This is a genomic window from Saliphagus sp. LR7, assembly GCF_003344565.1.
GTDB lineage: Archaea > Halobacteriota > Halobacteria > Halobacteriales > Natrialbaceae > Saliphagus > Saliphagus infecundisoli.
The window spans coordinates 25,803-52,010 of record NZ_QPND01000006.1 but is presented as its reverse complement, the minus strand read 5'-3'; the positions used below and the strand labels follow the sequence as shown (position 1 = coordinate 52,010).

The following is a 26,208-nucleotide window of genomic DNA, read 5'->3' as shown; positions in this document are numbered from 1 at the left end:
TTAAGAATAGGGGTGGATAGTGGCGGCTACTCGTCGGGCCGATCGCCCGTCGCCATCGTGATCTCGCCGCCGGCTCGCATCGTGCCGTCGACCTCGGCGCCGGGGCCGAGTTCGAGGTCCGTACAGGAGACGTCGCCGAGGACGCGGCTCTCGGGACCGAGCGTCACTGACCCGTCCTTGGTCGTGAGGTCGCCGTGGATCGTGGTTCCTTCGCCGACCGTCACGTCGCCGCGAGCCCGGAGGCTCCCGAAGACGTCGTTTCCCTCGCCGACCGCGATCGACTCCGCGCGGACGTTGCCGTGGAGCCGACAGTCGTCGCCGATCGTCGCCGGCGCCGAGACCCGCCAGGCCGTGTCGCTGATCGAGGCCCCACCCGGAACCACGAGCGGGTCGCTTCCGCCGTCGGCCTTCCCTCCGTCCTCTCCGTCGTTTCCCGCGTCGGTGTCGGCCGCGCTCTCGCCGCCTGCGAGCCGGGAGAGAAGCGTGTTCGCCGTGTCCTCCTCGCCGACGACGAACAGGTGTTTGAGGTAGGCAAAGAGAAAGACCATCGTCGGCATCGGGTTCCGGATGACGATCCAGCCGTTGGCCTCGAACCCCTCCTCGACGTCGACGTCGTCGCCGATGTCGAGGTCGCCCGCGACACGGAGTTCGCCCTCGATATGGGTTCGTTCGCCGACGTAGGCGTCGCCGCCGACGAGGACGTTTTCGGCGACCTCACACCACATGTCCAGCCGGCAGTCGCCCTCGGCCTCGAGGTCGCCGCCGAACTCGACTCCCTCGCCGGCGAGGACGTCTCCCGCTCGAAGCCCGAGATCGATCGTCGAGCGCGCGCCGACGATGGCGTCGCCGTCGGTCGAAAGCGTTCGTTCCCGGGCACGGGTGCCGTCGGGAATCCGTAATTCTTCTAACTGCTCCCTGCTGAACGCCACACCCCCATCCACCCAGTCCCGGCTAATAAATCCCGCGAGGCCGATCCCGCGGGCTTTTGGCTACCCACGGTCTACGAGGTGCCATGACGACGCTCGCGTTCGACGACGAGGGAGTCGACGTGGTCTACGAGGGCACCGAGTTCCGCCTCGAGAAGGTCCTGATCGAGGAGGCCGTAGAGAAGTCCTACTACGACGTCACTGACCACGAGGTCCTCCAGATGGTCGCAGAACACCCCGACCTCGAGGGCGAACCCCGGCGGATCGGTGACATCCTCGATTAGTCGAAGTCGTAGCGTTCGGCGGCGGTCGAGAACTCCCCTTCGGCCATCTCCTTTCCCCGGCGCTCCTCCCGGGCGGCGACGGCCTCGGTCGGCGGCGAGGCGTCGTCGTCGATCCGGGCCCACGAGCCGTGGACCTTCGCGTGACACCATCGACAGAGCGAGACCGTGATCTCGTGGGAGGGGTCGTCGGTCCCGTCGTCGCCGTTTCCGTCCGTAGCGTCCGCGTTGGTTCCGCCGCTCCCGCTGCGGGCGTATGAGAGGTGGTGTTCTTCCAGCAGCGGCCGCTCCTCGGAGAGCCCGGCCGGCCGCTCCGCCAAGCCACACCGAGCACACTCCCGGTCGTCGGCCCGAAAGCGGTAGTGAGGGCAGTCGGCCCACCGGGGCTCCTCGCCAGCAGCCTCCGCGTCGGCGGCGACCGGGCAGGCGTACCCCTCGCGTGCGCGCTCCCGGGCGAACTCGGGGTCGGCCTCGGCGTGCTCGATGGCGTACCGACACCGGCCCTCGCCCGTGAGGTGGTCACAGACCCCGGCGTGGTCGTAGGGGTCGTCGACGCCGACGGTGGTCCCCCGGGGCGTCTTCTCCATCGGGTTTTCGAACGGGGTCCCGGACATTGAATCCTCTGCCCCACCGAGAGCTTTTTGTCCCGACTCCGGGAGGTCCGCTCGTGGAACTCGTACGCGAACCCGAGAACGGGAACGAAGACCGGACGGTGGTCGCGAGCCGCGTCGAGTTCGCGGACTCCCCGCTCGAACGGGCGAGGGGGCTGATGTTCCGGTCGGTCCCCGCCGACTACGCGCTGGTCTTCGACTTCCCGGAGGTCCGCCGGCGCGGGATCCATACCCTCTTCGTCCCCGACACGATCGGCGTCTGCTGGCTCGTAGCGGGGAGCGTCGAGCGCATCGAGCGGATGCGCCCCTTCCGCGGGTTCGGGTTCGCCCGCGCGGACAGGGTGGTCGAACTCCCCGCTGGCGGCGCCGACGGGCTCTCGGTCGGGGATCGACTCGTCCTCGAGGATCGGGCGGACGACGGTCCAGGGGCCGGCAGATGTTTCGACAACCGGCAGGGTTAAGCGAGGGCCGACCCAGGTTGAGGGTAGACATGGCACGAGAGCCCATGGAGGATAGAGGAAGTCGCCACACGGCGGCTGGCCGCGAAATTCGCGGGCAGTAGGAGCAGGGACGATTCTTCAATGTTCGGCGCACACGCGATCGACGACGACCGGCAGGTATCGCTTCTGGACACGACCCTTCGGGACGGCGAGCAGGCCCCCGGAATCTCGCTTTCGCCCGACGAAAAGGCCGAGATCGCGCGCGAACTCGACCGGGCGGGCGTCCCCGTCATCGAGGCCGGCAGTGCCTGTACCGGCCCCGGCGAGCGCCGGACGATCTCACGGGTCACGGACCTCGACCTCGACGCTCGAGTCACCAGCTTCTGCCGGGGAATCCGGAACGACGTCGACCTCGCCGTCGACTGTGGCGTCGACGGGATCCACCTCGTCGTCCCCGCGAGCGACCGCCACGTCGAGGGGAAGGTCGGAAGCACCCGCGGGGACGTCCGGGAGACGACCGCCGATCTCGTCGCCTATGCGAAGGCGGAGGGCCTCTGGGTCGAGGTCATCGGCGAGGACGGCTCCCGGGCCGACCTCGACTATCTCGAGGAGCTGATGGCGACCGCGCTCGAGGCGGGCGCCGACCGGATCTGTTTCGCCGACACCGTCGGCCACACCGGTCCCGAACGCACCCACGAGGCCGTTTCCCGGCTGTCGGAGTTGGGGCCCGTGAGTGCCCACACCCACGACGACCTCGGGCTGGGGGTCACGAACGCGCTCGCGGCGATCGCGGCGGGGGCGGACCTCGTCCACTGCACCGTAAACGGGGTCGGCGAGCGCGCGGGCAACGTCGCCCTGGAGGAGGTCGCGATCGCGCTCTCGCACGTCTACGGGATCGAGACGGTCGAGCTCGAGCGGCTGTACGACCTCGCACAGCTGGTCTCCCGAACCACGGGGGTCCCGCTGCCCCCGAACAAGGCCGTCGTCGGCGAGAACGCCTTCACCCACGAGAGCGGGATCCACACCGACGGCACGCTGAAGGACGAGGCGATGTACGAGCCCTACCCGCCCGAAACCGTCGGCCGGGAGCGCCGGCTCGCGCTCGGGAAACACGCCGGACGGGCCGGCGTTCGGGCGGCGCTAGACGAACACGACGTCGCCGCGAGCGACGGGGAGGTCGGCGAGATCGCCGATCGCGTGACGGAACTGGGCGACCGTGGCCGGCGGGTCACCGACGCGGACCTGCTGGCGGTCGCCGAGGACGTCACCGGCGGCGACCGCGAGCGCACCGTCGAACTGCTCGACCTCTCGGCGACCAGCGGCGGCCCCGTCCCGACCGCGAGCGTCCGTCTGGACGTCGCCGGCGAGGAGCGAGTCGCAAGCGGCACCGGCTCGGGCCCCGTAGACGCCGCCGTCGCCGCCGTCAGGGAGGCGCTGGGTCCGGCGGGCGACGCCGAACTCGAGTCCTACCACGTCGACGCCGTCACCGGCGGTACCGACGCCGTCGTCACCGTCGAGGTCACCATGGGCCGGGACGACCGCTCGGTGAGCGTCGCCAGAAGCGAGGCCGACATCACCCGCGCGAGCGTCGTCGCGATGGTCGACGCGCTGGACCGACTCCTCGAGACCGAAGGGGAGACTCCGGCGGTCGCCGACGACTGATAGGGTCGGAGTACGTCGTCGCGACCGAACGGTAAATCGTCGTCTCCGACCCTATGACACGGGGCCACTCCGCTCTCAGTCGGAGGCCACTCCCCAGGCGATGTGGTCCCAGACGCGCTCGTAGCCGTAGTAGGTGAACGTCTTGGCGACGTTCGTGACGAGGCCGATGCTGATCGCGTCGGCCGTGTTCCCGGTGACGAAGAAGGCGACGCCGACCGTGATAAGGACCATGAACAGCCGGTAACAGAGGGTCTTCACGACCGCCCGGCGACGCCGCTGGAACGGTCGCCACGTGACGAGCTCTCGAAGCGACATCGATACTGGCTACGTTCGGCGACGAACGTAAACGTATTCCCCCACTCGTGGGGAGACGACTATCCGGACTCCCGGAGACGTCGGACGGTGAGGGTTCCGATCGAGGGCTGTCACCGCTCCCAGCTCCCTGCGAGCGGGCGAAGCTCCGGGGGTTCTCGAGGGCTACTGAGTGGCCAGCCCCCGCCAGGCGATCCAGACGAGCCAGGAGAGCGCGAAGCCCGCGAGCAGACCGACGAAGTGGGGTTCGATCCCGACCACGCCCGGTCGTGGCGGGAAGAGGTCGCTCGCCGCGCCCAGGAAGGTCGCGAGGGCGGTCATCGAGAGGGCGACCTCGAGGACGGGCCGGCGTCGGTACGACCGGGCGAGGACCCCCGTACCGTAGGCGAGTCCCGCCAAGCCAAAGAGGGCGGCGACAGCGGTGGCCATCCGTGGGGCGTCGTACCGGAGTGCGGGAACCGCGAGCGCGACGGAGAACAGTGCCGGGGCCGCCAGTTCCGGCGGGAGCGGTCCCGCCAGACGGTCGGCCTGGTGGACGGCGACCGCGACGGTGAGCAGCCCCACGAGCGCGGCGGTCAGCAGGGAAAAGCCCGCGCCGCGATAGCTGCCGATCGCTGCCGGGGCGGTCCGGGCGAGCAGCGGTTCCATGACGACCGCCGCGATCGGCGGGACGATCAGAAAGAGGGCGGCGACGAAGGCGTAGTAGAGCCGCCGGCGGGGCGCGAGCAGGCAGAGCGCGAGCAGCGAGACGAGGAGGTAGCCGGCGACGTTGCCCGCGAGGTGGACGGCGTTGGCGTGGCCCAGCAGGGAGAGGTAGGCCTCACGGGGTCCACTCGTGGCGGGCCGGAACAGGAACTCGGTGTAGGGGACCGGCGCGAGGTAGACCCCGACCAGAAGGGCGGCGACGGCGGCGTGGACGGCGAGGTCTCCGGGGCGGAGGCGGGCCCGGAGGAACGGTCGGACGCGGGGATCGCTCACCGCTCCTCCCTGTGCAATCCCGACGTATTACCCTGTCGGCGCGACCGCCGCCGGTCACCCGAGCGCGGCGAGGGGTTCGAACCGGACCGCGGCGACGAGGACGGCGAGGAAGACGTACGACCCCCGCACCAACAGCATCGTCGCGATCTCGGGGTCGGCCCGGCGGGCGACGGCGGCGACGCTCCCGAAGGCAGCCGCGGCCAGGGCCGCCGTCGGCGGGAACACCTCGAGTGCGGCGCCCGCGACGACGGCGAGCAGCGCCCCGGCCATCAGCCCGTAGGCGACGGTATAGGCCCGCGAGGGGCCGACGGCGACCGCGACGGTTCGTTTCCGGATCGAACGGTCGTAGTCGTAGTCCTGGGCGTCGTCGACCACCTTGATCCCCGAGAGGAGCACGAGGAAGACGACGGCGAAGGCGACGGCGAGCGGAGAGAGGGTGCCGGCCTGGGTGGCGAACCCCCCCAGAACGGAGAGCGCGATCCCGAGGGGGTAGCCCGTCGTCGTCGTCAGGGGGTTCGTATCGAGTTGGGGCGCGTGGAGGTAGCCGATCGCCCACGTCGGGAGGGTGAGCGCGACCGCGAGCGGGGTCGCGAGGACCCACAGCGCCAGCGAGCAGGTCCCGAAGAGGACGGTCGAGCCGACGAGGCCGACCCGACAGCCCCGTGCGGTGAGGGGATGGCTCTCGTCCTCGCCGCGGCCGTAGAAGTCGACGTAGCCGTCCTTCACGTGGGCGGTGTAGACCGCCGCAAAGATCGCGACGGCGTGGACGGCCGCCGCGAGGGGATCGATCGCGTCGGCGAGGATCGCGCCGAACAGGGAGGCGGCGATCGGGGGCGTCATGAAGACGGGGTGGACCTGCGAGGCGTACGCCCGCAGGACCGCCCCCTTCCCGGACCCGCCGGTCGCGAGTGCCATACCCCTCGTTCCACGGTCGGGCGTATAATACCGCGGCCTACTTCGCACCTTCCGGCCCAACCGTAACGGGTCTTGACGCCGAACGCCGACCATGGTCCCCGATCACGACGACGGTGGCGACCCCATAGAGCTCCGGCTCAACGAACTGTACGCCGCCCTCGAGGCCACGAGCGAACTGCCGATCGACCGGGAGGCCAACCGCTGGCTCGGCGAGGCCGAGGCGGTCGCCCGCGACGCCGCGATGAACGAGTTGGAGACGACGGTCGCCCGCGAGCGGGTCGGGGAGGTCGACCGACTGCTCTCCGAGGTCGGCGAGGTGGATTCCGAGCGGGCACGCGAACGCGTCGCGGAGGCGAAGCGGCTCTGTGGGGAGATCCTCGACTCGTGAGCCGGCGAGCGACCTGCTGGGATTTCACGGCCGATCAAGGGACCGGTTGTTACGGCGACGACTGAACTCGGCCATCGATCACGTGCGTGTTTTCAGAGGATGATCCCGCCGAGGATGACCAGAAGAACGAGGAACGACACGTCGACCACGAAGACGCCCGCCGCGTACTTCGCGCCTCCGATCGTGTATCCGAGATAGACAGTCGTGAGGAGACCGACGAGTATCATCCCGAGAAGTAACTGTCGCATGACCAGGACGTAGACCAGCAGTACCACGGATACCAGCGCGACGGCCGAATCGGTCGCTCTCAGGCTGAGACCGTGAATCCCGTTCCGTTGCATGCGGTGATATGACACGATTTGTGATCCCGGAGCGATAACTGTTGTGCAACAGGGGGTTGTCGGACGGATCGGCGATCCCTGCCGACCACGAGCGACCGCGGACTACCGGACCGCCCGCGTCGCGCCGTCGATGATCTCGAGTGCCTCCTTCAGCTCCTCGGTCCCGGCGGCGTAGGAGAGGCGGGCGTACCCTTCGCCGGCCGCGCCGAACGCCTCGCCGGGGACGACGACGACGCCCCGGTCGACCACCTCAGAACACCAGCCCTCGGGCACTCGGGGCATCGCGTAGAAGGCGCCCTGAGGCGTCGGCACCTCCAGGCCGGCGTCGGTCAGGCCGTCGACGACGAGGTCCCGGCGGTTCTCGAACGCGTCGACCATCTCCCCGACCCGCTTTTGCGGGCCGGAGAGGGCGGCCTCGGCGGCGTACTGGGCCGGTGCCGACGCACACGCCTGGGCGTACTGGTGGACCCGGAGCATCCGTTCGATCCGTCGGGTCGAGGCGATCACCCAGCCCAGCCGCCAGCCGGTCATCGAGTACGTCTTCGAGCAGGCGCTTACGACCACCACGTTGTCCGTCTCGGCGAACTCCATCGGCGACCGGTGGGCGCCCTCGTAGACGATGTGTTCGTACACCTCGTCGCTGATACAGAGGACGTCGTGTTCGTCCGCGATCCGGGCGAACTCGCGCATGTCCGCCTCGCTCTGGACCGCGCCCGTCGGGTTCGCGGGGCTGTTGACGACGAAGACCGCGGTGTCGTCGGTGATCGCCGCCTCAACGGCGGCGGGGTCCATCGTGAGGTCCTCGCGGAGTTCGACCGGGACCGGTTTCCCGCCTGCGATCTCGGTCAGGGCGTCGTAGGAGACGAAGCCCGGGTCCGGGAAGATCACGTCCTGACCGGGGTCGACGTGGGCCTGCAAGGCGAGATGTAAGGCCTCGCTTCCCCCCGAGGTCGCGATGGCGTCGCCGGGGTCCACTGAAAGGGAGTAGTCCCGGTCGTACTTCGCGGCGATGGCCTCCCGAAGCTCCCGGGTCCCCTTGTTCGAGGTGTAGCCGTCGACCGCGCCCGAGGCGATGGCGTCGGCGGCGGCCTCCCGGACGTGGTCGGGCGTCGGGAAGTCGGGCTGGCCCAGTCCGAGGTTGATCGCGTCGGCACCCGCGGCCTCGAAGACCTCCCGGATCCCGCTGATCGACACCGCCTCGACTCGCCGGGCGAACTCGGTCATGAGGTATGGCGGGAAGCGGGCCGGGATAACTCTTGGGTCAGTCCCGGACGCGGGCCATCCCGTCCTCGAAGACCTTCCGGTTGGGGACGACGTACTCCTCGGCGTCGCTCTCGATCTTGGTGACGAAGAGGTCGACCTCCTGGACGATCCCCACCTGATCCCCGATTCTGATCTCGTCGCCGATGCCGTACGGTTGGTTGAGAAGGAGGTAGATCCCGACGGCACTCGAGACCAGGAAGTGTCTGAACGCGACGGTGCCGACGACGATGATCCCGGCGGCGTAGACGGCCAGCAGGATCAGGAGCGCGGTGACGTTGACCCCGACCTGGCCCAGAGCGATGACGACGGCGACGTAGAGGATCGAGTACTTGACGACCTGTGGGATCAGGGATACCTCGGGGAGCTTGACGCTCCGGAGGCGTTCGCCGACGACGAGTTCCGCCTTGTCGGCGACGATGAGCCCACCGATGAGGACGATGACGGCGACGAACAGCCGGGGGACGAACTGGGTCAGACGGATCCAGAAGTCGTCGGTGTCGAGGATCTGTGCGATGTGGATCGCCGTCAGGACAGCGATGCCGTAGATGAACCACGAGCTCACCCTGGCGACGAGTTCGACCGTCGAGGTCCCCAGGCTCTGGGCCGATCGCTCGAAGGGAGTGCCCTCGACGGCCTCTCCCAGCCCCGCGGCGGTCAACAGCTCCTTGTTCAGCTTGCCGACGAGGTAGCCCACGGCGACCCCCAGGATCAACACCGCGGCTGCTACCACCACGGGTTCCTCGATGAGGACCTGAAACTCCATCGTCAGTACGCCTCCGGGTCGACCTCCATGATGATCTCCCCTCCCTTGAACGCCCGCACCAGCCCGTCGCTCTCGGAGAGAACGATCGTGATCGCGTTCGTGTCCCGCGTGATCGCGCCACCGGCCATGTGGCGGGTGCCGAGCCCCTTCGGGATGTCCACCCCCTCAGCGGAGGGTTCGAGATATCGGTAGGCCGAGACGATCTTGCCCGCGTCGCTGATGACGAACGCGCCGTCGAGCCGCGAGAACTCCTTGAGCATCACGTTGACGATGGGGTCGCCGACGTGGACGTGGGACTTCTCGAAGGGGTTGTAGGAAAGCGGCCGGGACTTGTTCATCACCTTCCCGGCGTCGCCGACGACGAACAGCGCCCCCACCGGTTTCCCCTTCTGGCCTTTCTTCCCGAGTTCGATCACGAGCTCGAGGACCGACTTGATCACCTCGGGCTCGGCGCGGGACTTCGCGAAGAGGTCGTAGATCCCCAGCCGGTCGTCCTCGTCGGCGCGCACCCGCGAGACGGTGTCGATGCTACCGTCGAAGACCTCCGTCGCACACGCGAGCACGTCGCCGTCGTCGATCAGCTCCTGTTCTAGGGCGCCCTCGATGCCGAACTTGACCCGCTCTTCGACCTCGTCGAACTCGATGGGGAGTTCGACGAAGGCGTCGGCACCGACGTCGTTCTCGGTCGCGAACACGATCACGTCGACCTCCTCGTCGGCGCCGATCAGCCGCTCGTAGTAGGAGCCACTCGGGGAGAACAGCGCGACCGCGTCGACGTTCGCGTAGATGTCGCCGAAAACGTCGTCCAGGGCCATTGGTAGTACAAGCCCGGCGCGCTCGAATAAGCGTTGTGGAGCGTCCGGCGGGCGTCGGCCGTCGCCGGCGGGTAGTTTTCGGGTCCTCTCGGAGCCCGCCCCGCGGGGGCGCTACTCGAGAACGACGAGCGTATCGCCCATGTCGACGCTCTCGTCTTCGCTCACGGCGATCCGTGTCACGGTTCCTCCGCGGGAGGCGACGACGTCGTTTTCCATCTTCATCGCCTCCAGGACGACCAGCACGTCGCCCGCTTCGACCTCGTCGCCCTCCTCGACCTCGACGGAGAGGATGGTCCCCTGCATCTCGGCTTCGACGCGTTCGCCGTCGCCCTCGATCGCGTCGTCGTCGCCGGTGTCGGCCCGTTCGGGCGGGTCGGCACGGCCGCCGCCACCGCCCGCGTCGGCTCCGCCGACCGCGATCGGTCCCGCGCCCCGCTCTTCTAGGTTCACTTCGAAGCGCTTGCCGTTGACCTCGACGGTGAACTCGCGTTCGACGACCTCCTCGTCGTCTCCCCCGTCGGCGGGCTCGGTCCCCCACTGTGCCTGGGCCTCCTCGATCCGGGCCGGGTCGAGTTCCTCGTCTAGATACCTCGTGGTGTGGGTCCCGTCGACGAACGCCTGATCGGTCAGCATCAGCCGGTGGAACGGAACGATCGTCTCGACGCCCTCGATCCCGTACTCTCTGAGCGCCCGCAGCGACCGCGAGATACACTCCTCGCGGTCGCTTCCGTAGACGATCAGCTTCGCGATCATCGAGTCGTAGTCGGTGACGATCGAGTCGCCCTGGCGCAAGGCGTCGTCGAGGCGGACGCCGATCCCGCCCGGCGGGTCGTAGGTGACGAGTTTTCCGCCGGTCGCCGGCTGGAACTCCGCCGCCGCGTTCTCGGCGTTGATCCGGAACTCCATCGCGTGGCCGTCGATCCCCACCTCGTCCTGGGCGAAGCCGAGCTCCTCGCCGTCGGCGACCCGGAGCTGCCACTTCACGATGTCGATCCCCGTGATCTCCTCGGTGACGGTGTGTTCGACCTGGATCCTGGTGTTGACCTCGAGGAAGTAGAAGTTCGTGTCGGGACCGAGCAACTCCCCACCCTCCCGCTCGGGGTCCTCCTCGACCAGGAACTCGACGGTGCCGGCGTTGACGTAGTCCGATTCCCTGACCCCGCGACGGGCCGCCTCGCCGATCCGCTCGCGGAGGGCGTCATCGAGGGCGGGCGAGGGCCCCTCCTCGATGACCTTCTGATGGCGGCGCTGGAGCGAGCAGTCGCGCTCCCCGAGATGGCGGACGTTGCCGTGTTCGTCGGCGACGATCTGGACCTCGACGTGGCGGGGGTTCTCGAGGAAGCGCTCGAGGTAGACCGAGTCGTTGTCGAAGTACGCCTCGCCCTCGCGGCGGGCGCTCTCGAGGGACTCCTCGACCTCCTCCTCGCCCTCGACGACTTTCATCCCGCGGCCGCCGCCGCCGCCTTCGGCCTTGATCGCGACGGGGTAGCCGTGTTCGGCGCCGAACGCCCGGACCTCTTCGGGGTCGGTAACGGGTTCGGTCGTCCCCGGGACGATGGGGACGTTCGCCGCGTCCATCACCCGTCGGGCGTTGGTCTTCTCGCCCAACTGCTCCATCGACTCCCCCGTGGGTCCGACCCAGGTGATCCCTTCCTCGGCCTCGACCTTTCGTGCGAACTCGGCGTTTTCCGCGAGGAAGCCGTAACCGGGGTGGATCGCGTCGGCGTCGGCCTTCCGGGCGGCCTCGATGACCGCCTCGTGGTCGAGATAGGAGTCCGCCGCCCGCGCGGGCCCGACGTTGTAGGCCTCGTCCGCGTACCTGACGTGGCCCGACTCCGAGTCGGCCTCCGAGTAGATCGCGACCGTTCCGACGTTCAACTCCTCGCAGGCCCGCATCACTCGCACCGCGATCTCGCCACGGTTGGCTACCAGAACCTTCCGGAACATTACTGTTCGTTCCGTTGCAAGGCGGCCACCTTACTTTTTCGCAACCCGTATCGTCATCCCGGAGAGCGTTCGGGTTGACGAACGTCGGAACCGTTCCGAATAGACACCGATGGACATGAGTGTACGACATTTTTATCAGCAATTCCGACCGTCTTTCGTACGAACAACTTACCAGATTGGGTTTAATTCTCTAAATATGGTTAATCCATAAATATTAACTGTCCTATCGTCGGAGTGGGTGTGGAGCAATGTCAGACCACACATCGACGCGTCGGCGAGTACTCCAGGGAATCGCGGCCTCCGGCCTCACGGTCGGCTTCGTCGGGACCGGGAGCGCGGGATCGGCGACCACCTACGTCGTCACCGGGGGCTCGCGCCGGAAACTCGAGTCGGCGGGCTTCTCGGTCACCCGCGAACTCGCGGGCGGCTCGGTGACCATCGTCTCGGGACCCGAAGACGCCGAGGGCGAACTCGACTCCGTCGGCGGCGTCAGCGGCGTGACGGAGGACTTCGAGGTCGATTTCGCCGAACCGATCGCGGAGGACCACACGGACGACGCGGCGTTTACCGACCTCCAGTGGGACAAGGAGATTACCGACACGTTCGAGGCCCACCACCACGCGACCGGCGAGGGAACGCGGATCGTCGTCGCCGACACCGGCGTCGACGGCACCCATCAGGACCTCGCGGGCAACTTCAACGAGGAGCTGAGCGTCTCGTTCGTCAACGGCGGCGAGGAGGGACCACACATCGGCGACAGCGGCGACCACGGGACCCACGTCGCGGGGACCGCGGCGGCGACCGGCGGCGTCGGCGTCACCGGCACCGCCCCCGACGCCGAACTCGTCTCCGTGCGGGTGCTCGGCCCGGACAGCAGTTCGTTCGCGGACGTCCTCGCGGGCGCGGAGTACGCCGCCGACATCGGTGCCGACGCCGCGAACTTCAGCCTCGGCGCGGGGCCCTACGAGCCACGGGCCAACAGCGACGGCCTGCGCGTCGCGACCCAGAAGGTGATGCAGGACGTCGCCCGCCGCGGGACGGTCCTGACGGTTTCCTCGGGCAACGCCGAGACCAACCTCCAGCAGGGCGGACGCTTCTACGTCCCGGGGACCGTCCAGGGCGTGATGACCGTCTCCGCGACGGGACCCAACGACGAAATGGCGTTCTACTCGAACTACGGCACCAACGAGATCGAGGTCGGCGCTCCCGGCGGCGGCTACGAGACCCAGGCGAAGACGGTCGATCCCGAGGCGGACGTCGAGTATCCGTATCCGACGAACCTCGTCTACTCAAGCGTGCCCGGCGATGGGTACGGCTGGAAGGCCGGCACGTCGATGGCCGCCCCGCAGGTCGCCGGCCTCGTCGGCCTCATCCGTGAACTCGGGCCCGATATGAACGTCAAGCGAGTCGAGAGCAACATCGCCCACGGAGCGGACCTCGTTCAGGGTCGTTCCAGTCCGGAACTCGGTGCCGGCCGCATCAACGTCCTCGATACGGTCGAACGCGTCGGCGGGAACGGCGGAAACGGGAACGGCCGCGGCAACGGAAACGGCCGCTAATCGCTCGCGACGGACCCGGCTTCTTTCTCGGAACGACTCGAGCCGACGAGCGTCGTCGATCGCCCCGAACACACCGACCCTCCTGGGGACGACCGCAATCAGAACCGATCGGTCCGTCCCGCCGCTGCCCAGGGATCGGTCGGCGCCTCCCGGGGCACGCGGGCATGGCGGCGCTGCTGGGCGCGGATCCGCCCCGAAAAGGCCCACCGCTTCCCGTCCCACGTCTCCTCCGTGTCGGCGGCGGCCGCCGCTGCCGCGGCCTCCCGATCCCGGAGGTGGGCACCGACGGCGGCGGCGATGGCGGCAGCCTCGTCGTCGCCGGCGTCGTCGGGGATGACGAGATCGTATCTGGGGTCCTCTCCCTCGGTTTCGCCCTCGACTCCGGAGTCGGCGTCGTCCCCCGTCACAGCGGGATGTTCCCGTGTTTCTTGTCGGGGCTCTCCTCGCGTTTCGTCTCGAGCATCTCGAGGTCGTCGATCAGCCGCGGGCGGGTCTCGGTGGGCTGGATGACGTCGTCGAGAAAGCCCTTGTCGGTCGCCGTGTAGGGGTTGGCGAACTCCTCGCGGTACTCCTCGATGAGTTCGTCCCGGAGTCGGTCGGGCTCGTCGGCTTCGGCGAGTTCTTCCCGGTAGAGGATGTTGACGGCGCCCTGGGGGCCCATGACGGCGATCTCCGCGGTGGGCCAGGCGTAGTTGATGTCCGCACCCAGGTTCTTCGAGGCCATCACGCAGTAGGCGCCGCCGTAGGCCTTCCGGGTGATCACGGTGAGGAGGGGCACCGTCGCCTCCGCGTACGCGTAGAGGAGTTTGGCACCGTGGCGGATGATTCCCCGGTGCTCCTGGTCGGTGCCGGGCATGTAGCCGGGGACGTCCACGAAGGTGACGATGGGGATGTTAAAGGAATCACAGAAGCGGACGAACCGCGAGCCCTTCATCGAGGCGTCGACGGTGAGCGTGCCGGCGTTGACTCGGGGCTGGTTGGCCACGAGGCCCACGGAACGGCCGTCGAGGCGGCCGAAGCCGACGACGATGTTCTTCGCGAAGTTCTCCGCGACCTCGAAAAAGGAGCCCTCGTCCACGACCGAATCGATCACGTTCGTCATGTCGTAGGGTTTCTGGGGACTGCTCGGAACGATCGATTTCAGGGCGTCGTCCCGGCGGTCGGGGTCGTCCCAGGGCTCGACGCGCGGGGGGTCCTCGACGTTATTCTGTGGGAGATAGGAGAGCAGCCGTCTGATGTCGTCGAGGGCCTCCTCCTCGTCCTCGCAGGCGAACTGGGCGACCCCGGTCCGATCGGCGTGGGTCATCGCGCCGCCGAGTTCCTCGTGGGTCACCTGCTCGCCGGTGACCGTCTCGGTGACCCCGGGGCCGGTGATGTACATGTGGCTCGTGTCCTTGACCATGAAGATGAAGTCGGTGATCGAGGGGGAGTAGACCGCCCCGCCCGCACACGGCCCCATGATTCCCGAGATCTGGGGGATTACGCCGCTTGCCTGCTGGTTGCGCTGGAAGATCTCCGTAAAGCCCGCCAGGCTCTTGACGCCCTCCTGGATGCGCGCGCCCGCGGAGTCGTTGAGCCCGACGATCGGCGCGCCGACCTCCATCGCCTGGTCCATCACCTTCGTGATCTTCTCGGCGAACACCTCGCCCAGCGACCCTCCGAAGACGGTGAAGTCGTGGGCGAAGACGAAGACGGTGCGCCCGTCGACCTTCCCGTAGCCGGTGACGACGCCGTCGCCCAGAATCTTGCGTTCTTCCATCCCGAAGTTGCTCTCCTGGTGGGTCCGGAGCTGGTCGAACTCGGTGAAGGTGTCGTCGTCGAGGAAGTAGTCGATCCGCTCGCGGGCGGTCATCTTCCCCTTCTCGTGTTGGCGCTCGATCCTGGCCTCGCCGCCGCCGACGAGCGCCTCCTCGCGGAGCGCCTCGAGTTCCTCGATCCGGTCTTCCATCGTCATGCGACTCGCCCCTCCCGGCTCGCGGTCATTGGCGGGCCAACGGCCACGGGCACAAAAAGCGTTCTGGGACTCCACGACGACGCCGGGACCGGTGCTTGCTTCGCACGAATTCGAACTCCCCACAACTGATTTATGCTATCCCTCTCTCTGTACCGGGTATGGCGCGGAAAATAGACAGACGTGACGTTCTCCGTGGGATCGGTGCTGCGGGCGTGACCGGAACGATCGGGCTCGCCGGCTGCCTCGACGGCGGAGGCGGCAATGGAAATGGCAATGGCAACGGAAACGGCAACGGCGAGGACGAGGAGGCCGCCGACGCCGGCAACGGCGAGGACACCGGCAACGGTAACGACACGGAGGGGACCGAAACCGAAGCGGAAACCGAAAACGGGACTGAGGAGACCGACGGCAACGAAACGGAGGACAACGGGACCGACGACAACGAGTCGGAGGGCAACGAAACCGGCGGCAACGAGACCGCCGAGGACGTCGAGATCGACATCGGCCGCGAGGTCATGGTCGGCGTCCTCCAGCCGACGACCGGCGATCTGGGCGACCTTGGCGGACCCATCCGGGACGGCGCGATCCTGCCGGGCGCCCAGCTCGAGGGCACCGGCCTGGAACTCGACATCCGCGAGGAGGACACCCAGACCGACACCGAGGCCGGCCTCAGCGCGGCCCAGGCGCTCGTCGACGCGGGCTACCCGGGGATCACGGGCGCTGCGGCGTCCTCGACGACGATCCCGGTCGCGACGGACGTCCTCGCGCCCAACCAGGTCGTCGGCATCTCCCCGGCGAGTACGGCCCCGGGGATCACGGACTTGGAGGACGACGACTTCCTGTTTCGGACCTGCCCGAGCGACGCGCTCCAGGGCGAGGTGATGGCCGAACTCGCCGACGAGGAGGGGTTCGAGACCGCCGCCTCCTTCCACCTCAACAACGACTACGGCCAGCAGCTCTCCGAATCGTTCGTCTCGGCGTTCGAGGAACTCGGGGGGGAGGTCAGCCAGACCGTCGCCTTCGAGGCCGAACAGCCCTCCTACTCCTCGGTGCTGGAGACCGCGCTGGCCGACGATCCCGACCTGATGATCGTCATCGGCTACCCCGCGAGCGGCCAGCAGATCTTCCGGGACTACTACGCCGACTTCGACGACGGCGAGACGACGATCATGGTCACCGACGGGCTCCGGGACGACGGCCTTCCGGGCAACGTCGACAACGAGATGGCCAACGTGATCGGGACGGCACCGCTGGCCGCGGGTCCACAGGTCGAGGCGTTCACCGAGATGTACGAGGAGGAGTACGGCTCCTCGCCCGGCGTCTTCACCGCACAGGCCTACGACGCCACCGCGGTCCTGATCCTCGCGAACGTCGCGGCCGGCGAGAACGACGGCACCGCCGTCCGGGACAACATCCGGGCGGTCGCAAACCCCGAGGGCGAGGTCGTCGGCCCGGAGAACCTGGCCCAGGGGGTCTCGATGGTTGCCGACGGCGAGGAAGTCCAGTACGAGGGCGCCTCGAGCGGCGTCGACTTCGACGACAACGGCGACATGCAGGCGGTTACCTACGAGATCTTCGAGTTCAGCATGGACGGCGTCGAGACGGTCGACGAGATCGACTACGAAGCCTGACTCACGGATCCTCGTTTTTTGATTCGGTCAGCCGCCCAGGAACTCCCGGCGGACCTGCTCGTCGGAGAGGAGGGCGTCGCCGCTGTCCTCGTAGCGGTTCTGGCCCTGGACGAGCACGTACCCCCGGTCACAGCGAGCGAGGGCCTCCTTGGCGTTCTGTTCGACCAGCAAGACGGCGGTCCCGTCCGCATTGATCCGGTCGATCCGGTCGAACATCTCCGAGACGAGGTCGGGGGCCAGCCCGGCGCTCGGCTCGTCGAGCATGAGGAGTTCGGGATCGAGCATCAGCGCCCGTCCCATCGCGAGCATCTGGCGTTGGCCCCCCGAGAGCGACCCCGCCTTCTGGCCGGCCCGCTCCTCGAGGATGGGAAACCGGTCGTACACCCGCTGGATCCGGTCTTCGGGGACGTCCTCGAGGATGTACGCGCCCATCTCCAGGTTCTCCCGGACCGAAAGCGACGGGAAGACGTTGTCGTTCTGGGGGACGTAGCCGATCCCGGTCGTGATGATCTCCTCGGGGCGGCGGCCGGTGATTCCCTCGCCGTCGAACGTAATCCGCCCGCCCATCACCGTCGTCAGCCCGAAGACCGACTTCATCACCGTCGACTTCCCCGCGCCGTTCGGGCCGACGATGCTGACGTACTCGCCGTCTTCGACCGTCATGTCGACGCCCTCCAGGACCTGTAACTCGCCGTAGCCCGCGTCCAGATCGGCGACCTCGAGGGCGGCCATCAGTTCTCACCCCCGAGGTAGGCCTCGATCACCCGTTCGTCCTCCTTGATCGCGGCGGGTTCGCCCTCGGCGAGGACCGAGCCCTGGTGCATGACGATCACTCGTTCGCAGTGGTTCATGATGACGTCCATGTCGTGTTCGACGATGAGGAAGGTGTATCCCCGCTCCTGGAGGTCGTGGACCCGCTCTAAGAGCTTCTTCTCCAGCGAGGGGTTGACGCCGGCCATCGGCTCGTCGAGTAGGAGCATCGAGGGCTCCGTCTGGAGGGCCCGCGCGAGCTCCAGGAGCTTTCGCTGGCCCCCCGAGAGCGTGCCGGCGTACTCGCGGGCGAGGTGATCGATCTCGAAGAACTCGAGGGTCTCCCAGGCCTGTTCGACGAGTTCCTCCTCCTGTTCGACGACCTCCCGGCGAGCGATCGGGGCGACCGAGCGCCACAGCGACTCGCCGAGCTGGTCTTTGGGCGCGAGCAACACGTTCTCCAACACGGTCATCTCGGGGAACTCCCGGGCGATCTGGAACGTGCGGACGAGCCCGCGGTCGGCGATCGCAGGGGGTGACCGGCCGGTGATCTCCTCGCCGTCGAAGGTGACGGTGCCGGCGTCGGGCGTGTACACTCCCGTAATGCAGTCGAAGGTGGTCGACTTCCCCGCGCCGTTGGGTCCGATCAGCCCGGTGATCGTCCCCCGCTCGACCGAGAAGCTGGCGTCGTCGACGGCGACGATCCCGCCGAAGGTCTTCCGGAGGTTCTCGACCGCGAGCAGCGCCTCGCCGGCATCTCGCTGCTCGGCCGGGGCCTCGCTCGTCTCGCTCATGGGTCTCCCCCCTCCTCGACCCCTTCCCGTCCGGCCCGCCGGGAGGGCCGCGAGAGGTCGGTGGCGGCGGCGATCTCCTTGCGGTGGCCGAGCAGGCCGTCGGGACGCCACAGCATGAGGACGACGAGGACGATCCCGACGATCATGAAGCGGATCTCGTCTAAACTCCCGACGAGGTAGCCCACGAGCGGGAGCACGTCCAGATCGGCGAGCGGAAGCAGGGCGTCGTAGATCGTCGTCGGGGTGCTCACGTCCATGTTCGCCCGGATGATCCGGCGGACGAACGGTGGCCCCTCCCAGAGCGCGGCGGCGAAGACCAGACCGCCGACGATGCTGCCGGCGTTCGAGCCCGAGCCGCCGACGATGAGCGCGACGAAGACGTAGAAGGTGACGATCGGCATGAACTGGCTCGGCGTCACCGTCCCGCGGCTTCCCTGCCAGAGCATCCCCGCCAGGCCCATCAGCGCACAGCCGAGCATGAAGACCTTGATCTTCGCCGTGTTCGTGTGTTTCCCCAGGGACCGGGCGGCGACCTCGTCCTCGCGGATCCCCTTTAGTACGCGGCCGAACGGGGAGGCCCCGATCCGCGAGAGGATCAGGTAGAAGGCGATCACGAAGACGACCAGCAGGGCGGTGTAGACACTCGAGCGCACGACCGAGGGCTGGATCCCGACGGTTTCGGCGAGCGGGAAGAGCAGGCTGCCGAGCAGGGCGGGGTCGCCCCCGCGCTCGGCGCCGGCGTAGAGGACGTAGTCGACCACGCCCTCGGTCGCGGGAAACCCGATCCCGCTGCCGCCGCCCGTTCCCAGGCTCTGCCCGCCGATTTCGAACTCCCGGAGCGACGAGGAGAGCAGTGCCCGCCGTATGATTTCCGAGAGCCCGAGGGTGACGATCGCGAAGTAGTCCGCCCGGAGGCGCAGGGCGGGCAGGGCCGCGAGCAGTCCGACGAGGGCGGCCGCGATCATCCCCCCGACGACGCCGATCCACAGCGGGAGCCCGAACCCCTGTTCGGCCGAGGAGAGAAGTCCCATCGCGTAGACGCCGACGGCCATAAAGCCCGCGACGCCGATGTTGAACAGTCCCGTATACCCCCAGTGGAGGTTGAGCGCGAGCGCGAGCAGGGCGTAGACCGCCGCGAAGAAGGTGACCCGCTGGAGGGTGCTCACGATCCCGTTTACGTCGAGGCCGAGGACCAGCCCGAAGACGGTGAAGACGGCGTACGTCGCGAGCAGGGCGCCGCCGATCAGGAGCGCGTCGGTCACCCACTGGGGCCGCGAATCGCCGTGCTCGCTCATGCCGTCTCCACCCCCCCGAACAGCCCCTGGGGACGGACGAGCAAGACGAGGATCATCAGCCCGAACGCCGCGATCTCGTTCATGTCGCTCGGGATCCAGACCAGCGAGACGTTGATCGTGAGCCCGATGATCAGGGCACCGACGATCGCGCCGTAGATCGAGCCGATCCCGCCGAGGATGACCGCGGCGAAGATGAGAAGGAGGAGAAACCAGCCGAGGTTGATCGTGATCGTTCCCCGATCGAGGACGATCAGGTAGCCTGCGACGCCGGCGAGGCCGGCGCCGATCATCCAGGTCGCACGGACGACGCGCTCGGTCGGGATCCCGGTGATCAGCGCGAGGTCCCTGTTGTCGGCCATCGCCCGCATCGAGGTCCCCAGTTTCGTGTACTGGAGGAGGAGGTGGATCCCGACCATCAACACCGTCGCGGAGACGACCATCGTGAGTTCGTGGACGTTGACCCCCTCGGTCCAGAAGAAGACGGGCGAGCTCCACTCGGGCGAGGAGGCGGTGACCGCTCGGTTCTGGGAGGTGTAGACCAGCGCGATGAAGTATCGCAAGGCGAGGGCGACCCCGACGCTCGCGATCAGCAGCGGGATCCCGCCGGCGTCACGCAGTGGGCGGTAGACCACCCGGTCGATCGCGAGGGCGATCAGGACCGTGAGGAGGGCGGCGACGACCAATCCGGCGAGGATCGCGATCGGCTCGCCGAGGATCTGGAGATCGAGTTGGCCCGGCGGTGCCCCCCCGTCGGCCCGAAGCAGGAGCCGGCTGCTCGTGTCGGCGATCCCCGCACCGGCGATCAGGTACGCGACCGTCCACCCCGAGAACGCCCCCGTCGTCAGCAGGTCTCCGTGCGAGAAGTTCGCAAACCGGAGGATGCTGTAGGTCATCGAGAGCCCGATCCCCGCCAGCCCGAAGACGAGGCCGTCGACGATCCCGTTCCAGAGGTAGAAACCGAGCGTTCCGAGCGTCAGCGAGCCGGTGTAGATGCGACGGACGAGATCGAGCGCGAGGACGACGGCGGCGACGACGACGAGCGCGCGAACCGTCCGCTCGGACGTCAGCCTCGAGATCCCCCCTCCGAGATCGACTGTACTCATACTCGTGCGGAGTGTGAGCCGGAGCCGCCATATAGTTCACGCACTCCAGGGCCCGAAGACCGATCATACGTCTATCAGAACCCGCGAGAACGGGTATCGTCGGATGTCCGCTGGCGCGCGCCTTCGGCCCCCGGACCCCTCAGCCCGACAGCCGGCGGAGAACGGCCACGACGGCGATCCCGGCCACGACGACGCCGACGAGCGTCGGGACGAGCTGCCCGGAACCCCATTCCCAACCCAGAACCTGCGTGCCGACGATCGCGACGACGGCGACGGCGAGTCCGAACGCGGCGACCAGCGGCGATCGGTCGCGGTACCCGAGTGCCATACCGTCGTGTTGGCGCGCCGTCGTGAAAAGCGTGTGTGACGATGTTCTCCGTCGGAAACCCGGTTCCAACCCCATTCAGTAGGCGTCGCCGTACACCGGCACCGCCGCCCCGCTGGTCACGGCCGTCGCATCGCTACAGAGCGCGAGCATGGTCTCGCCGATCTCGCCCGGATCGACCCACTCGTCGTGGTCGGCGTCGGGCATCATCTCCCGGTTCGCCGGCGTGTCGATCACGCTCGGCATGACGCAGTTCGCACGCACGGAGCCGACGTTCTCGGCGGCGATCGTCTCCGTCAGCAGCCGGATTCCGGCCTTCGTCGCCCGGTAGAGTCCGTCACCCTCCCCGCCGGAGGGCGAGGACTTCGCGCTGACGCTCACGATCGACCCCTCTCGCTCCTGGAGGTGGGGGAGGGCGTGTTTCGAGGCGAGAAACGCCGTTTTGAGGTTGACGTCGACGAGGAGGTCGAACGTCTCGAGGGCGGTCTCCTCTACGGGGTCGCCGCCGCGCCAGGTGCCGGCGATGTTGAGCAGGTGGTCGATCCCGCCGTGGTCGTCTGCGATTTCCTCGACCACTCTCTCGACTTCCCCCTCGTCGGTGAGGTCCGCCTCCCGGAAGTCGATTCCCTCCGCGGACAGGAGGGCGTCCTCGTCGTCGGGGGCGACGACGTCGATCGCACACACCGTCGCGCCCGCCGCGTCGAAGCGCTCGGCGACCGCGCTCCCCAGCGCGCCGCTCGCGCCCGTCACGACTGCGACCGATCCCTCGAAGTCGAAGCTGGCTGTCGGGGCCATACCGACGCTTCGACTCGCGAGGGGATCAAACCGGGGGCTCCGGCAGTCACTCGAGGAACGCCCGAAGCTCCTGTTCCTCGAAGCAGTTGATGACGTCGCCGGGTTCAGCCCACCCGCGCCGGGCGGTGTGGACGCCCCAGCGCATGTACTCCTGGGTCGCCGGCCGGTGGGCGTCCGTGTCGATAGCGATTTTTGCCCCCGCCTCGATCGCCGCCTGGACGGCGCTTCCCCAGAGGTCGAGCCGGCTCGGGTTGGCGTTTACCTCCAGTGCCGTCCCGTGGTCGGCTGCGGCCTCGCCCAACACCGAGGCGTCGAACGAAAGCCCCTCGCGCTGGTTCAGGAGTCGGCCGCTGGGATGGCCGATAATGTCGACCGCGGGGTTCTCGATCGCCGCGAGCAGCCGGTCGGTCGCCGCCCCCGAGTCCTGATCGAGGGCGCTGTGGGGGGAGGCAACGACGAGGTCCAGTTTCTCGACGATCTCTTCGGGAAGGTCGACCTCGCCCTCGGCGTCGACGTTCGCCTCGATCCCCGCGAACACCGTGATCTCCCGCTCTGCGTCCACCGCCCGGATCTCGGCGATCTGGTCGTCGATCTCCGCTGGCGAGAGGCCGACGTCGGCGACGACGCCCGGCCCCTCGGCGTGGTCGGCGATCGCGTAGTAGTCGTACCCCCGATCGGCGGCAGCCTCGACCATCTCCTCGATCGGGGTGGTCCCGTCCGACCAGTCGGTGTGGGTGTGGAGGTCACCCCGGACGTCCTCGCGAGTAAGGAGGTCGGGAAGCTGGCCTGCAGCGGCGGCGGCGATCTCTCCCCGATCCTCGCGGAGTTCGGGCGGGATCCACGGGAGGTCGAGGGCCTCGTACATGCCCTCTTCGGTCTCGCCGGCGACGCGCTCGCCGACTCGTTGTCCGGAATCGGGATCCTCGACCCCGTTGACGTCGAAGGTGCCGTACTCGTTTACCTTCAGCCCCCGGTCAATCGCGTAATTTCGGAGTCGGACGTTGTGGTCCTTGCTCCCCGTGAAGTACTGCAGCGCGGAGCCGAACTCCTTGGGGACCACCACCCGGAGATCGACACGGACCTCGCCCACCCGGACGGAGGCCTTCTCGGGACCGGATTCGATCTCGTCGTCCACGGAGTCCCAGCCGACGAACGCGCCGACGACCGCCTCGCCGTCCTCACTGGCGACAAGGACGTCGACGTCGCCGATCGTCTCGCGCCACCGGCGAATCGAGCCCGCGACGTCGAGCCGAGAGACGGCGTCGACGCCTTCGAGGAAGGCGAGCACGTCGTCGGCCAGTGGCCGTGCCTCCCCAAGCAACTGACGTTCCCCCACCGTCCGGGCGAACTCGATACCCTCCGCGATGTTTCGTTCGGTTTTCTCGCCGAACCCCTTCACCTCCCGGATCTCGCCGGCCTCGGCCGCCGCTTCGAGGTCGTCTAAATTTCGCACGCCCAGTTCCTCGTAGAGCGTGCCGACGGTCTTCGGGCCGACGCCCTCGACGCGGGTCAGGGCGGCCATATCCACGGGCAACTCCTCGCGGAGGCCCTCGAGTTCCTCGATCTCCCCCGTCTCGACGTACTCCTCGATCTTCGCCGAGATGGCGTCGCCGACGCCCTCGATCCCCTCGACGGCCTCCTCGTTGCCCGACTCGATCAGGTCCGCGATCGGTGCGGGATGGGCCGCGACCGCCTCCGCCGCCCGGCGGTAGGCTCGGGGCTTGTACTCGACGTCCTGTGCCTCCAGCAGGTCGGCGAACTCCTCGAAGCGGGCGGCGAGTTCGGCGTTGGTGGCGCGGGCCATCACCGCCCCCGCCGGCTCGGGCCGTCGTCTCTCCCCAGCGCCTTCTTCAGGAACGAGGTCCAGCGCTTCTTGTCGGCTGCCTCCTGGGCCTTCGACTCGGCCTCGAGGTCAGTCGGTCCCAGGCTCTCTAAGGCGTTCAGCGCCCGGTCGATGCCGATGATCGAGCCCGCGAGTTCCTCGCCCTCGGCGCGGTCGATGTCGTCCTCTTCGATGCGCTCGACCCGGCGCAGGCGCTCCCGGCGGAGGTTGCGCTTTGCGTGCTCGACGCGCTCGCGCTCGCCCTCCGGAACCGTCTCTCGGCGTTTGATCTCGAAGACGAACTCTTGGAGGTCTATCTCCTCGCCGGCGATCTCGATCCGGTCGGGGATCTCCGCGCCGACGGTCGCGCCCTCGCGCTCGACGCGCTCGAGGAGCTGTTTGCGTTCGTACGCTTGCACACCCCAACTGGGTGGCGGGGAGCCAAAAATGTACGTCCCCCCGGGGCCGACCGCGGCGCCGGCCCGCCGGGACGCGCCGAAAGACAACCGTTAAAAGCGAACGGACGAACGGAAGGGTATGAGCACGACCGACGAGCAAGGCACGCGTTCGTGTGTCTCCTGTGGGATCAGCGTCGCCGGGACGAACGCCGCCCGGTTCAAATGTCCCGACTGTGGCACCGTCATCTACCGCTGTGCGAAGTGCCGAAAGCAGAGCAACCTCTATGAGTGTCCCGACTGCGGCTTCCTGGGTCCCTGACCATGGCGAAGGTCGCAGCCAAACTCAAGGTGATGCCGACCAGCCCCGAGGTCGACCTGGACGCCCTCCAGGAGCGACTCGAGACCTCCCTTCCCGAGGGCGCGAAGATCAACGGCGTCGAACGCGAGGAGGTCGCCTTCGGCCTCGTCTCGCTTCACCCCACCGTGATCGTCCCCGACGACGCCGGCGGCACCGAAACCGTCGAGGAGGAGTTCGCGGGCCTGGAGGACGTCGAGAGCGTCGAAGTCGAGAACGTCGGCCGAATCTAAGCCGTTCTCGATCCGGACACCCATCAGTTTTGTAAACAATCGCGCTCTGTACCGTTGGGGAGGCTATCGGCTTCTGCGAACGAATCGAACACCCTCGTTACGTAGAGGGGAGACGGCTATCAGTACTCCTGCTGTGGGCGCTGCCGTGTCGGTCTCCAAAAAACCGTTTCAATGCCAGCGTTGTTCCAGCGTATGACGCGACAACCACACCTACGAGTGACAACACCCCGAGGAAAATACTCGTACTGAGGAGCGCTTCTAATACCATGGGAAATAAACATATTTAACCAACAAAAGACTACTGGTCGTTTAGTTCACGGTTGGGACCGTCTCTACTCGAGCCCCGACTCGATCGCGCCCTCGAGGTCGGCGACCAGATCGTCGGCGTGTTCGATCCCGACCGAGACGCGGATGAGGGCGTCGCTGAGCCCGGCGGCGAGGCGCTCTTCGCGGGGGATCGCGGCGTGGGTCATCGGCGCGGGCTGTTCGATGAGGCTCTCGACGCCGCCGAGACTCTCGGCGAGGGTGAACACCTCGGTCGCGGAGACGACCTCGCCCGCCTCTTCCAAGGTCGCGTCGAGTTCGAAGCTGAGCATCCCGCCGAAGTCGTCCATCTGCTCGGCGGCGAGGTCGTGGCCCGGGTGAGAGTCCAGGCCGGGGTAGTGGACCCGATCGACGTCGGGGTGAGAGTCGAGGAATTCGGCGACCCGGTGGGCGTTCTCGCAGTGGCGGTCTATCCGGACCGGGAGGGTCTTGGTGCCCCGGAGGACCAGGAAGGACTCGAAGGGGCCCGGCGTCGCGCCCACGGAGTTCTGGTAGAAGCCGAACCGCTCGTCGAGGTCGGGGTCGTTCGTTACGAGCGCGCCGCCGACGACGTCGGAGTGGCCCCCGAGGTACTTCGTCAGCGAGTGCGAGACGATATCGGCCCCGAGATCGAGCGGCCGCTGCAGATAGGGGGTCGCGAACGTGTTGTCGATCGCACAGAGCGCGTCGTTCGCGTGGGCGATCTCCGCGGCGCCCTCGATGTCGGCGATCGACATGAGCGGGTTGGTGGGCGTCTCGAGCCAGAGCAGTTCGGTCTCCTCGCGGAACGCGCCTTCGATCGCCTCCAGGTCGGTCATATCGACGAACGAGAACTCGAGGTCGTACTCCTCGTAGACCTGCGTAAAGAGGCGGTGGGTGCCGCCGTAGACGTCGTTGCCGGTGACGACGTGATCGCCCGCCTCGAGGAGGTTACAGACGGTGTTGATCGAGGCCATCCCGCTGGCGAACGCGCGGCCGAAGTCGGCGTTCTCCAGGTCGGCGAGGTTCGCCTCCAGATCCGTCCGGGTCGGGTTCCCCGTTCGGGAGTATTCGTAGCCCCGATGGGCGCCGGGGGCGTCCTGTTCGTACGTCGAGTTCGCGAAGATCGGCGTCATCAGCGCGCCGGTCTCGGGGTCGGGGGCCTGACCGGCGTGGACCGATCGGGTCTCGATCCGGAACCGCTCCGTGGGGCCGTCGCGTTCGGGGTCGGCGTCGTGGTCGTCCATACCGGGCCGAGGCAGCGGAGGTA

General features: G+C 68.0%; 29 protein-coding genes. 8 read left to right on the top strand and 21 right to left on the bottom strand.

Annotated elements, in window-relative coordinates; genetic code table 11:
- Positions 1-26: 26 nt before the first annotated feature.
- Positions 27-929 carry a polymer-forming cytoskeletal protein gene (locus DVH23_RS10130; protein ID WP_114577318.1) on the bottom strand — a complete coding sequence of 301 codons (903 nt, stop codon included), beginning with the start codon at positions 927-929 and terminating at the stop codon, positions 27-29.
- A gap of 83 nt (positions 930-1,012) precedes the next feature.
- Here DVH23_RS10130 and DVH23_RS10125 point away from each other — a divergent pair, with 83 nt between their 5' ends.
- Complete coding sequence (locus DVH23_RS10125; RefSeq protein WP_114577317.1) at positions 1,013-1,210, top strand: DUF5800 family protein; 198 nt, start codon at positions 1,013-1,015, stop codon at positions 1,208-1,210.
- Here the strand turns inward: DVH23_RS10125 and DVH23_RS10120 are convergent.
- Entirely contained in the window at positions 1,207-1,794 is a 588-nt protein-coding gene (locus DVH23_RS10120; RefSeq protein ID WP_114577477.1) for a hypothetical protein, read from the bottom strand. The two genes, DVH23_RS10125 and DVH23_RS10120, sit on opposite strands and share 4 nt — an antisense overlap.
- A gap of 80 nt (positions 1,795-1,874) precedes the next feature.
- Between DVH23_RS10120 and DVH23_RS10115 the strand changes: the two genes are divergently transcribed.
- Both DVH23_RS10115 and DVH23_RS10110 read left to right on the top strand, forming a co-directional pair.
- Complete coding sequence (locus tag DVH23_RS10115; RefSeq protein WP_114577316.1) at positions 1,875-2,279, top strand: DUF192 domain-containing protein; 405 nt, start codon at positions 1,875-1,877, stop codon at positions 2,277-2,279.
- Between the two features lie 120 nt (positions 2,280-2,399).
- The gene (locus tag DVH23_RS10110) at positions 2,400-3,920 is read left to right on the top strand and encodes a (R)-citramalate synthase (RefSeq protein WP_114577315.1); all 1,521 of its coding nucleotides are present in this window, start codon (positions 2,400-2,402) and stop codon (positions 3,918-3,920) included.
- A 75-nt stretch (positions 3,921-3,995) separates the two neighbouring features.
- Here DVH23_RS10110 and DVH23_RS10105 read toward each other — a convergent pair whose 3' ends face one another.
- The 3 genes from DVH23_RS10105 to DVH23_RS10095 all read right to left on the bottom strand — a co-directional run bounded on the left by DVH23_RS10105 (position 3,996) and on the right by DVH23_RS10095 (position 6,125).
- Positions 3,996-4,235, bottom strand: a complete 240-nt coding sequence (locus DVH23_RS10105; protein ID WP_114577314.1) for a DUF2061 domain-containing protein — start codon at positions 4,233-4,235, stop codon at positions 3,996-3,998.
- 162 nt (positions 4,236-4,397) lie between these two features.
- Positions 4,398-5,210, bottom strand: a complete 813-nt coding sequence (locus tag DVH23_RS10100) for a hypothetical protein (protein WP_114577313.1) — start codon at positions 5,208-5,210, stop codon at positions 4,398-4,400.
- A gap of 54 nt (positions 5,211-5,264) precedes the next feature.
- Positions 5,265-6,125: a UbiA family prenyltransferase gene (locus tag DVH23_RS10095; RefSeq protein WP_114577312.1), complete on the bottom strand. Its 861-nt coding sequence runs from the start codon at positions 6,123-6,125 to the stop codon at positions 5,265-5,267.
- A 91-nt stretch (positions 6,126-6,216) separates the two neighbouring features.
- Here DVH23_RS10095 and DVH23_RS10090 point away from each other — a divergent pair, with 91 nt between their 5' ends.
- Entirely contained in the window at positions 6,217-6,513 is a 297-nt protein-coding gene (locus DVH23_RS10090; protein WP_114577311.1) for a hypothetical protein, read from the top strand.
- A 92-nt stretch (positions 6,514-6,605) separates the two neighbouring features.
- Here DVH23_RS10090 and DVH23_RS10085 read toward each other — a convergent pair whose 3' ends face one another.
- The 5 genes from DVH23_RS10085 to DVH23_RS10065 all read right to left on the bottom strand — a co-directional run bounded on the left by DVH23_RS10085 (position 6,606) and on the right by DVH23_RS10065 (position 11,642).
- Entirely contained in the window at positions 6,606-6,869 is a 264-nt protein-coding gene (locus DVH23_RS10085) for a hypothetical protein (RefSeq protein ID WP_157972384.1), read from the bottom strand.
- Positions 6,870-6,956: 87 nt separating this feature from the next.
- Positions 6,957-8,078, bottom strand: coding sequence for a pyridoxal phosphate-dependent aminotransferase (locus DVH23_RS10080; RefSeq protein WP_114577309.1), 1,122 nt, complete (start codon positions 8,076-8,078; stop codon positions 6,957-6,959).
- A gap of 37 nt (positions 8,079-8,115) precedes the next feature.
- Entirely contained in the window at positions 8,116-8,880 is a 765-nt protein-coding gene (locus DVH23_RS10075) for a mechanosensitive ion channel domain-containing protein (RefSeq protein ID WP_114577308.1), read from the bottom strand.
- Positions 8,881-8,882: 2 nt separating this feature from the next.
- Positions 8,883-9,695: a diadenylate cyclase DacZ gene (gene dacZ / locus DVH23_RS10070; RefSeq protein WP_114577307.1), complete on the bottom strand. Its 813-nt coding sequence runs from the start codon at positions 9,693-9,695 to the stop codon at positions 8,883-8,885.
- A 111-nt stretch (positions 9,696-9,806) separates the two neighbouring features.
- The gene (locus DVH23_RS10065; RefSeq protein ID WP_114577306.1) at positions 9,807-11,642 is read right to left on the bottom strand and encodes an acetyl-CoA carboxylase biotin carboxylase subunit; all 1,836 of its coding nucleotides are present in this window, start codon (positions 11,640-11,642) and stop codon (positions 9,807-9,809) included.
- 248 nt (positions 11,643-11,890) lie between these two features.
- On the opposite strand from DVH23_RS10065, the gene DVH23_RS10060 reads away from it, so the two are divergent.
- On the top strand, positions 11,891-13,201 hold the full coding sequence (locus DVH23_RS10060; RefSeq protein WP_114577305.1) for a S8 family serine peptidase: 1,311 nt from the start codon (positions 11,891-11,893) through the stop codon (positions 13,199-13,201).
- Positions 13,202-13,299: 98 nt separating this feature from the next.
- Here DVH23_RS10060 and DVH23_RS10055 read toward each other — a convergent pair whose 3' ends face one another.
- Positions 13,300-13,608, bottom strand: coding sequence for a hypothetical protein (locus tag DVH23_RS10055; protein ID WP_114577304.1), 309 nt, complete (start codon positions 13,606-13,608; stop codon positions 13,300-13,302).
- Entirely contained in the window at positions 13,605-15,149 is a 1,545-nt protein-coding gene (locus DVH23_RS10050; RefSeq protein ID WP_114577476.1) for an acyl-CoA carboxylase subunit beta, read from the bottom strand. Before DVH23_RS10050 ends, DVH23_RS10055 begins: the two co-directional genes overlap by 4 nt.
- Positions 15,150-15,313: 164 nt before the next feature.
- Here DVH23_RS10050 and DVH23_RS10045 point away from each other — a divergent pair, with 164 nt between their 5' ends.
- Positions 15,314-16,786, top strand: coding sequence for an ABC transporter substrate-binding protein (locus tag DVH23_RS10045; protein ID WP_114577303.1), 1,473 nt, complete (start codon positions 15,314-15,316; stop codon positions 16,784-16,786).
- Between the two features lie 27 nt (positions 16,787-16,813).
- On the opposite strand, the gene DVH23_RS10040 is transcribed toward DVH23_RS10045, so the two are convergent.
- The 8 genes from DVH23_RS10040 to DVH23_RS10005 form a co-directional block, all read right to left on the bottom strand.
- Positions 16,814-17,518, bottom strand: a complete 705-nt coding sequence (locus DVH23_RS10040; protein ID WP_114577302.1) for an ABC transporter ATP-binding protein — start codon at positions 17,516-17,518, stop codon at positions 16,814-16,816.
- The gene (locus tag DVH23_RS10035; RefSeq protein ID WP_114577301.1) at positions 17,518-18,330 is read right to left on the bottom strand and encodes an ABC transporter ATP-binding protein; all 813 of its coding nucleotides are present in this window, start codon (positions 18,328-18,330) and stop codon (positions 17,518-17,520) included. The genes DVH23_RS10040 and DVH23_RS10035 overlap by 1 nt, the downstream gene beginning before the upstream one ends.
- On the bottom strand, positions 18,327-19,625 hold the full coding sequence (locus DVH23_RS10030) for a branched-chain amino acid ABC transporter permease (protein ID WP_114577300.1): 1,299 nt from the start codon (positions 19,623-19,625) through the stop codon (positions 18,327-18,329). Before DVH23_RS10030 ends, DVH23_RS10035 begins: the two co-directional genes overlap by 4 nt.
- Positions 19,622-20,728, bottom strand: a complete 1,107-nt coding sequence (locus DVH23_RS10025) for a branched-chain amino acid ABC transporter permease (protein ID WP_114577299.1) — start codon at positions 20,726-20,728, stop codon at positions 19,622-19,624. Before DVH23_RS10025 ends, DVH23_RS10030 begins: the two co-directional genes overlap by 4 nt.
- A 139-nt stretch (positions 20,729-20,867) precedes the next feature.
- A complete protein-coding gene (locus DVH23_RS10020) occupies positions 20,868-21,056 on the bottom strand; it encodes a multidrug transporter (protein WP_114577298.1) in 189 nt (62 codons plus the stop codon).
- A 75-nt stretch (positions 21,057-21,131) separates the two neighbouring features.
- Complete coding sequence (locus DVH23_RS10015; protein ID WP_114577297.1) at positions 21,132-21,848, bottom strand: SDR family oxidoreductase; 717 nt, start codon at positions 21,846-21,848, stop codon at positions 21,132-21,134.
- A 46-nt stretch (positions 21,849-21,894) separates the two neighbouring features.
- Positions 21,895-23,652 carry a DNA polymerase/3'-5' exonuclease PolX gene (gene polX / locus DVH23_RS10010; RefSeq protein ID WP_114577296.1) on the bottom strand — a complete coding sequence of 586 codons (1,758 nt, stop codon included), beginning with the start codon at positions 23,650-23,652 and terminating at the stop codon, positions 21,895-21,897.
- Positions 23,652-24,089 (bottom strand): DUF5788 family protein, encoded by a 438-nt coding sequence (locus tag DVH23_RS10005; protein ID WP_114577295.1) that lies wholly within the window; start codon positions 24,087-24,089, stop codon positions 23,652-23,654. Before DVH23_RS10005 ends, polX begins: the two co-directional genes overlap by 1 nt.
- A gap of 118 nt (positions 24,090-24,207) precedes the next feature.
- Here DVH23_RS10005 and DVH23_RS10000 point away from each other — a divergent pair, with 118 nt between their 5' ends.
- Both DVH23_RS10000 and DVH23_RS09995 read left to right on the top strand, forming a co-directional pair.
- Positions 24,208-24,387: an HVO_2753 family zinc finger protein gene (locus tag DVH23_RS10000; RefSeq protein WP_114577294.1), complete on the top strand. Its 180-nt coding sequence runs from the start codon at positions 24,208-24,210 to the stop codon at positions 24,385-24,387.
- Between the two features lie 2 nt (positions 24,388-24,389).
- Complete coding sequence (locus DVH23_RS09995; RefSeq protein ID WP_114577293.1) at positions 24,390-24,656, top strand: elongation factor 1-beta; 267 nt, start codon at positions 24,390-24,392, stop codon at positions 24,654-24,656.
- Positions 24,657-24,988: 332 nt separating this feature from the next.
- Here the strand turns inward: DVH23_RS09995 and DVH23_RS09990 are convergent, their stop codons facing one another.
- Positions 24,989-26,185 (bottom strand): cystathionine gamma-synthase, encoded by a 1,197-nt coding sequence (locus DVH23_RS09990; protein WP_114577292.1) that lies wholly within the window; start codon positions 26,183-26,185, stop codon positions 24,989-24,991.
- Positions 26,186-26,208: the final 23 nt, after the last annotated feature.

What these genes read in the sequence shown, in the direction of transcription:
- DVH23_RS10030 (WP_114577300.1), bottom strand. Translation starts at nt 19,625, where the DNA reads ATGAGCGAGCACGGCGATTCGCGGCCCCAGTGGGTGACCGACGCGCTC.
- DVH23_RS10105 (WP_114577314.1), bottom strand. Translation starts at nt 4,235, where the DNA reads ATGTCGCTTCGAGAGCTCGTCACGTGGCGACCGTTCCAGCGGCGTCGC.
- DVH23_RS10080 (WP_114577309.1), bottom strand. Translation starts at nt 8,078, where the DNA reads ATGACCGAGTTCGCCCGGCGAGTCGAGGCGGTGTCGATCAGCGGGATC.
- DVH23_RS10120 (WP_114577477.1), bottom strand. Translation starts at nt 1,794, where the DNA reads ATGGAGAAGACGCCCCGGGGGACCACCGTCGGCGTCGACGACCCCTAC.
- DVH23_RS10040 (WP_114577302.1), bottom strand. Translation starts at nt 17,518, where the DNA reads ATGGCCGCCCTCGAGGTCGCCGATCTGGACGCGGGCTACGGCGAGTTA.
- DVH23_RS10050 (WP_114577476.1), bottom strand. Translation starts at nt 15,149, where the DNA reads ATGGAAGACCGGATCGAGGAACTCGAGGCGCTCCGCGAGGAGGCGCTC.
- DVH23_RS10060 (WP_114577305.1), top strand. Translation starts at nt 11,891, where the DNA reads ATGTCAGACCACACATCGACGCGTCGGCGAGTACTCCAGGGAATCGCG.
- DVH23_RS10110 (WP_114577315.1), top strand. Translation starts at nt 2,400, where the DNA reads ATGTTCGGCGCACACGCGATCGACGACGACCGGCAGGTATCGCTTCTG.
- DVH23_RS10065 (WP_114577306.1), bottom strand. Translation starts at nt 11,642, where the DNA reads ATGTTCCGGAAGGTTCTGGTAGCCAACCGTGGCGAGATCGCGGTGCGA.
- DVH23_RS10015 (WP_114577297.1), bottom strand. Translation starts at nt 21,848, where the DNA reads ATGGCCCCGACAGCCAGCTTCGACTTCGAGGGATCGGTCGCAGTCGTG.
- dacZ (WP_114577307.1), bottom strand. Translation starts at nt 9,695, where the DNA reads ATGGCCCTGGACGACGTTTTCGGCGACATCTACGCGAACGTCGACGCG.
- DVH23_RS09990 (WP_114577292.1), bottom strand. Translation starts at nt 26,185, where the DNA reads ATGGACGACCACGACGCCGACCCCGAACGCGACGGCCCCACGGAGCGG.
- DVH23_RS10020 (WP_114577298.1), bottom strand. Translation starts at nt 21,056, where the DNA reads ATGGCACTCGGGTACCGCGACCGATCGCCGCTGGTCGCCGCGTTCGGA.
- DVH23_RS10090 (WP_114577311.1), top strand. Translation starts at nt 6,217, where the DNA reads ATGGTCCCCGATCACGACGACGGTGGCGACCCCATAGAGCTCCGGCTC.
- DVH23_RS10125 (WP_114577317.1), top strand. Translation starts at nt 1,013, where the DNA reads ATGACGACGCTCGCGTTCGACGACGAGGGAGTCGACGTGGTCTACGAG.
- DVH23_RS10075 (WP_114577308.1), bottom strand. Translation starts at nt 8,880, where the DNA reads ATGGAGTTTCAGGTCCTCATCGAGGAACCCGTGGTGGTAGCAGCCGCG.
- DVH23_RS10095 (WP_114577312.1), bottom strand. Translation starts at nt 6,125, where the DNA reads ATGGCACTCGCGACCGGCGGGTCCGGGAAGGGGGCGGTCCTGCGGGCG.
- DVH23_RS10035 (WP_114577301.1), bottom strand. Translation starts at nt 18,330, where the DNA reads ATGAGCGAGACGAGCGAGGCCCCGGCCGAGCAGCGAGATGCCGGCGAG.
- DVH23_RS10045 (WP_114577303.1), top strand. Translation starts at nt 15,314, where the DNA reads ATGGCGCGGAAAATAGACAGACGTGACGTTCTCCGTGGGATCGGTGCT.
- DVH23_RS10000 (WP_114577294.1), top strand. Translation starts at nt 24,208, where the DNA reads ATGAGCACGACCGACGAGCAAGGCACGCGTTCGTGTGTCTCCTGTGGG.
- DVH23_RS09995 (WP_114577293.1), top strand. Translation starts at nt 24,390, where the DNA reads ATGGCGAAGGTCGCAGCCAAACTCAAGGTGATGCCGACCAGCCCCGAG.
- polX (WP_114577296.1), bottom strand. Translation starts at nt 23,652, where the DNA reads ATGGCCCGCGCCACCAACGCCGAACTCGCCGCCCGCTTCGAGGAGTTC.
- DVH23_RS10025 (WP_114577299.1), bottom strand. Translation starts at nt 20,728, where the DNA reads ATGAGTACAGTCGATCTCGGAGGGGGGATCTCGAGGCTGACGTCCGAG.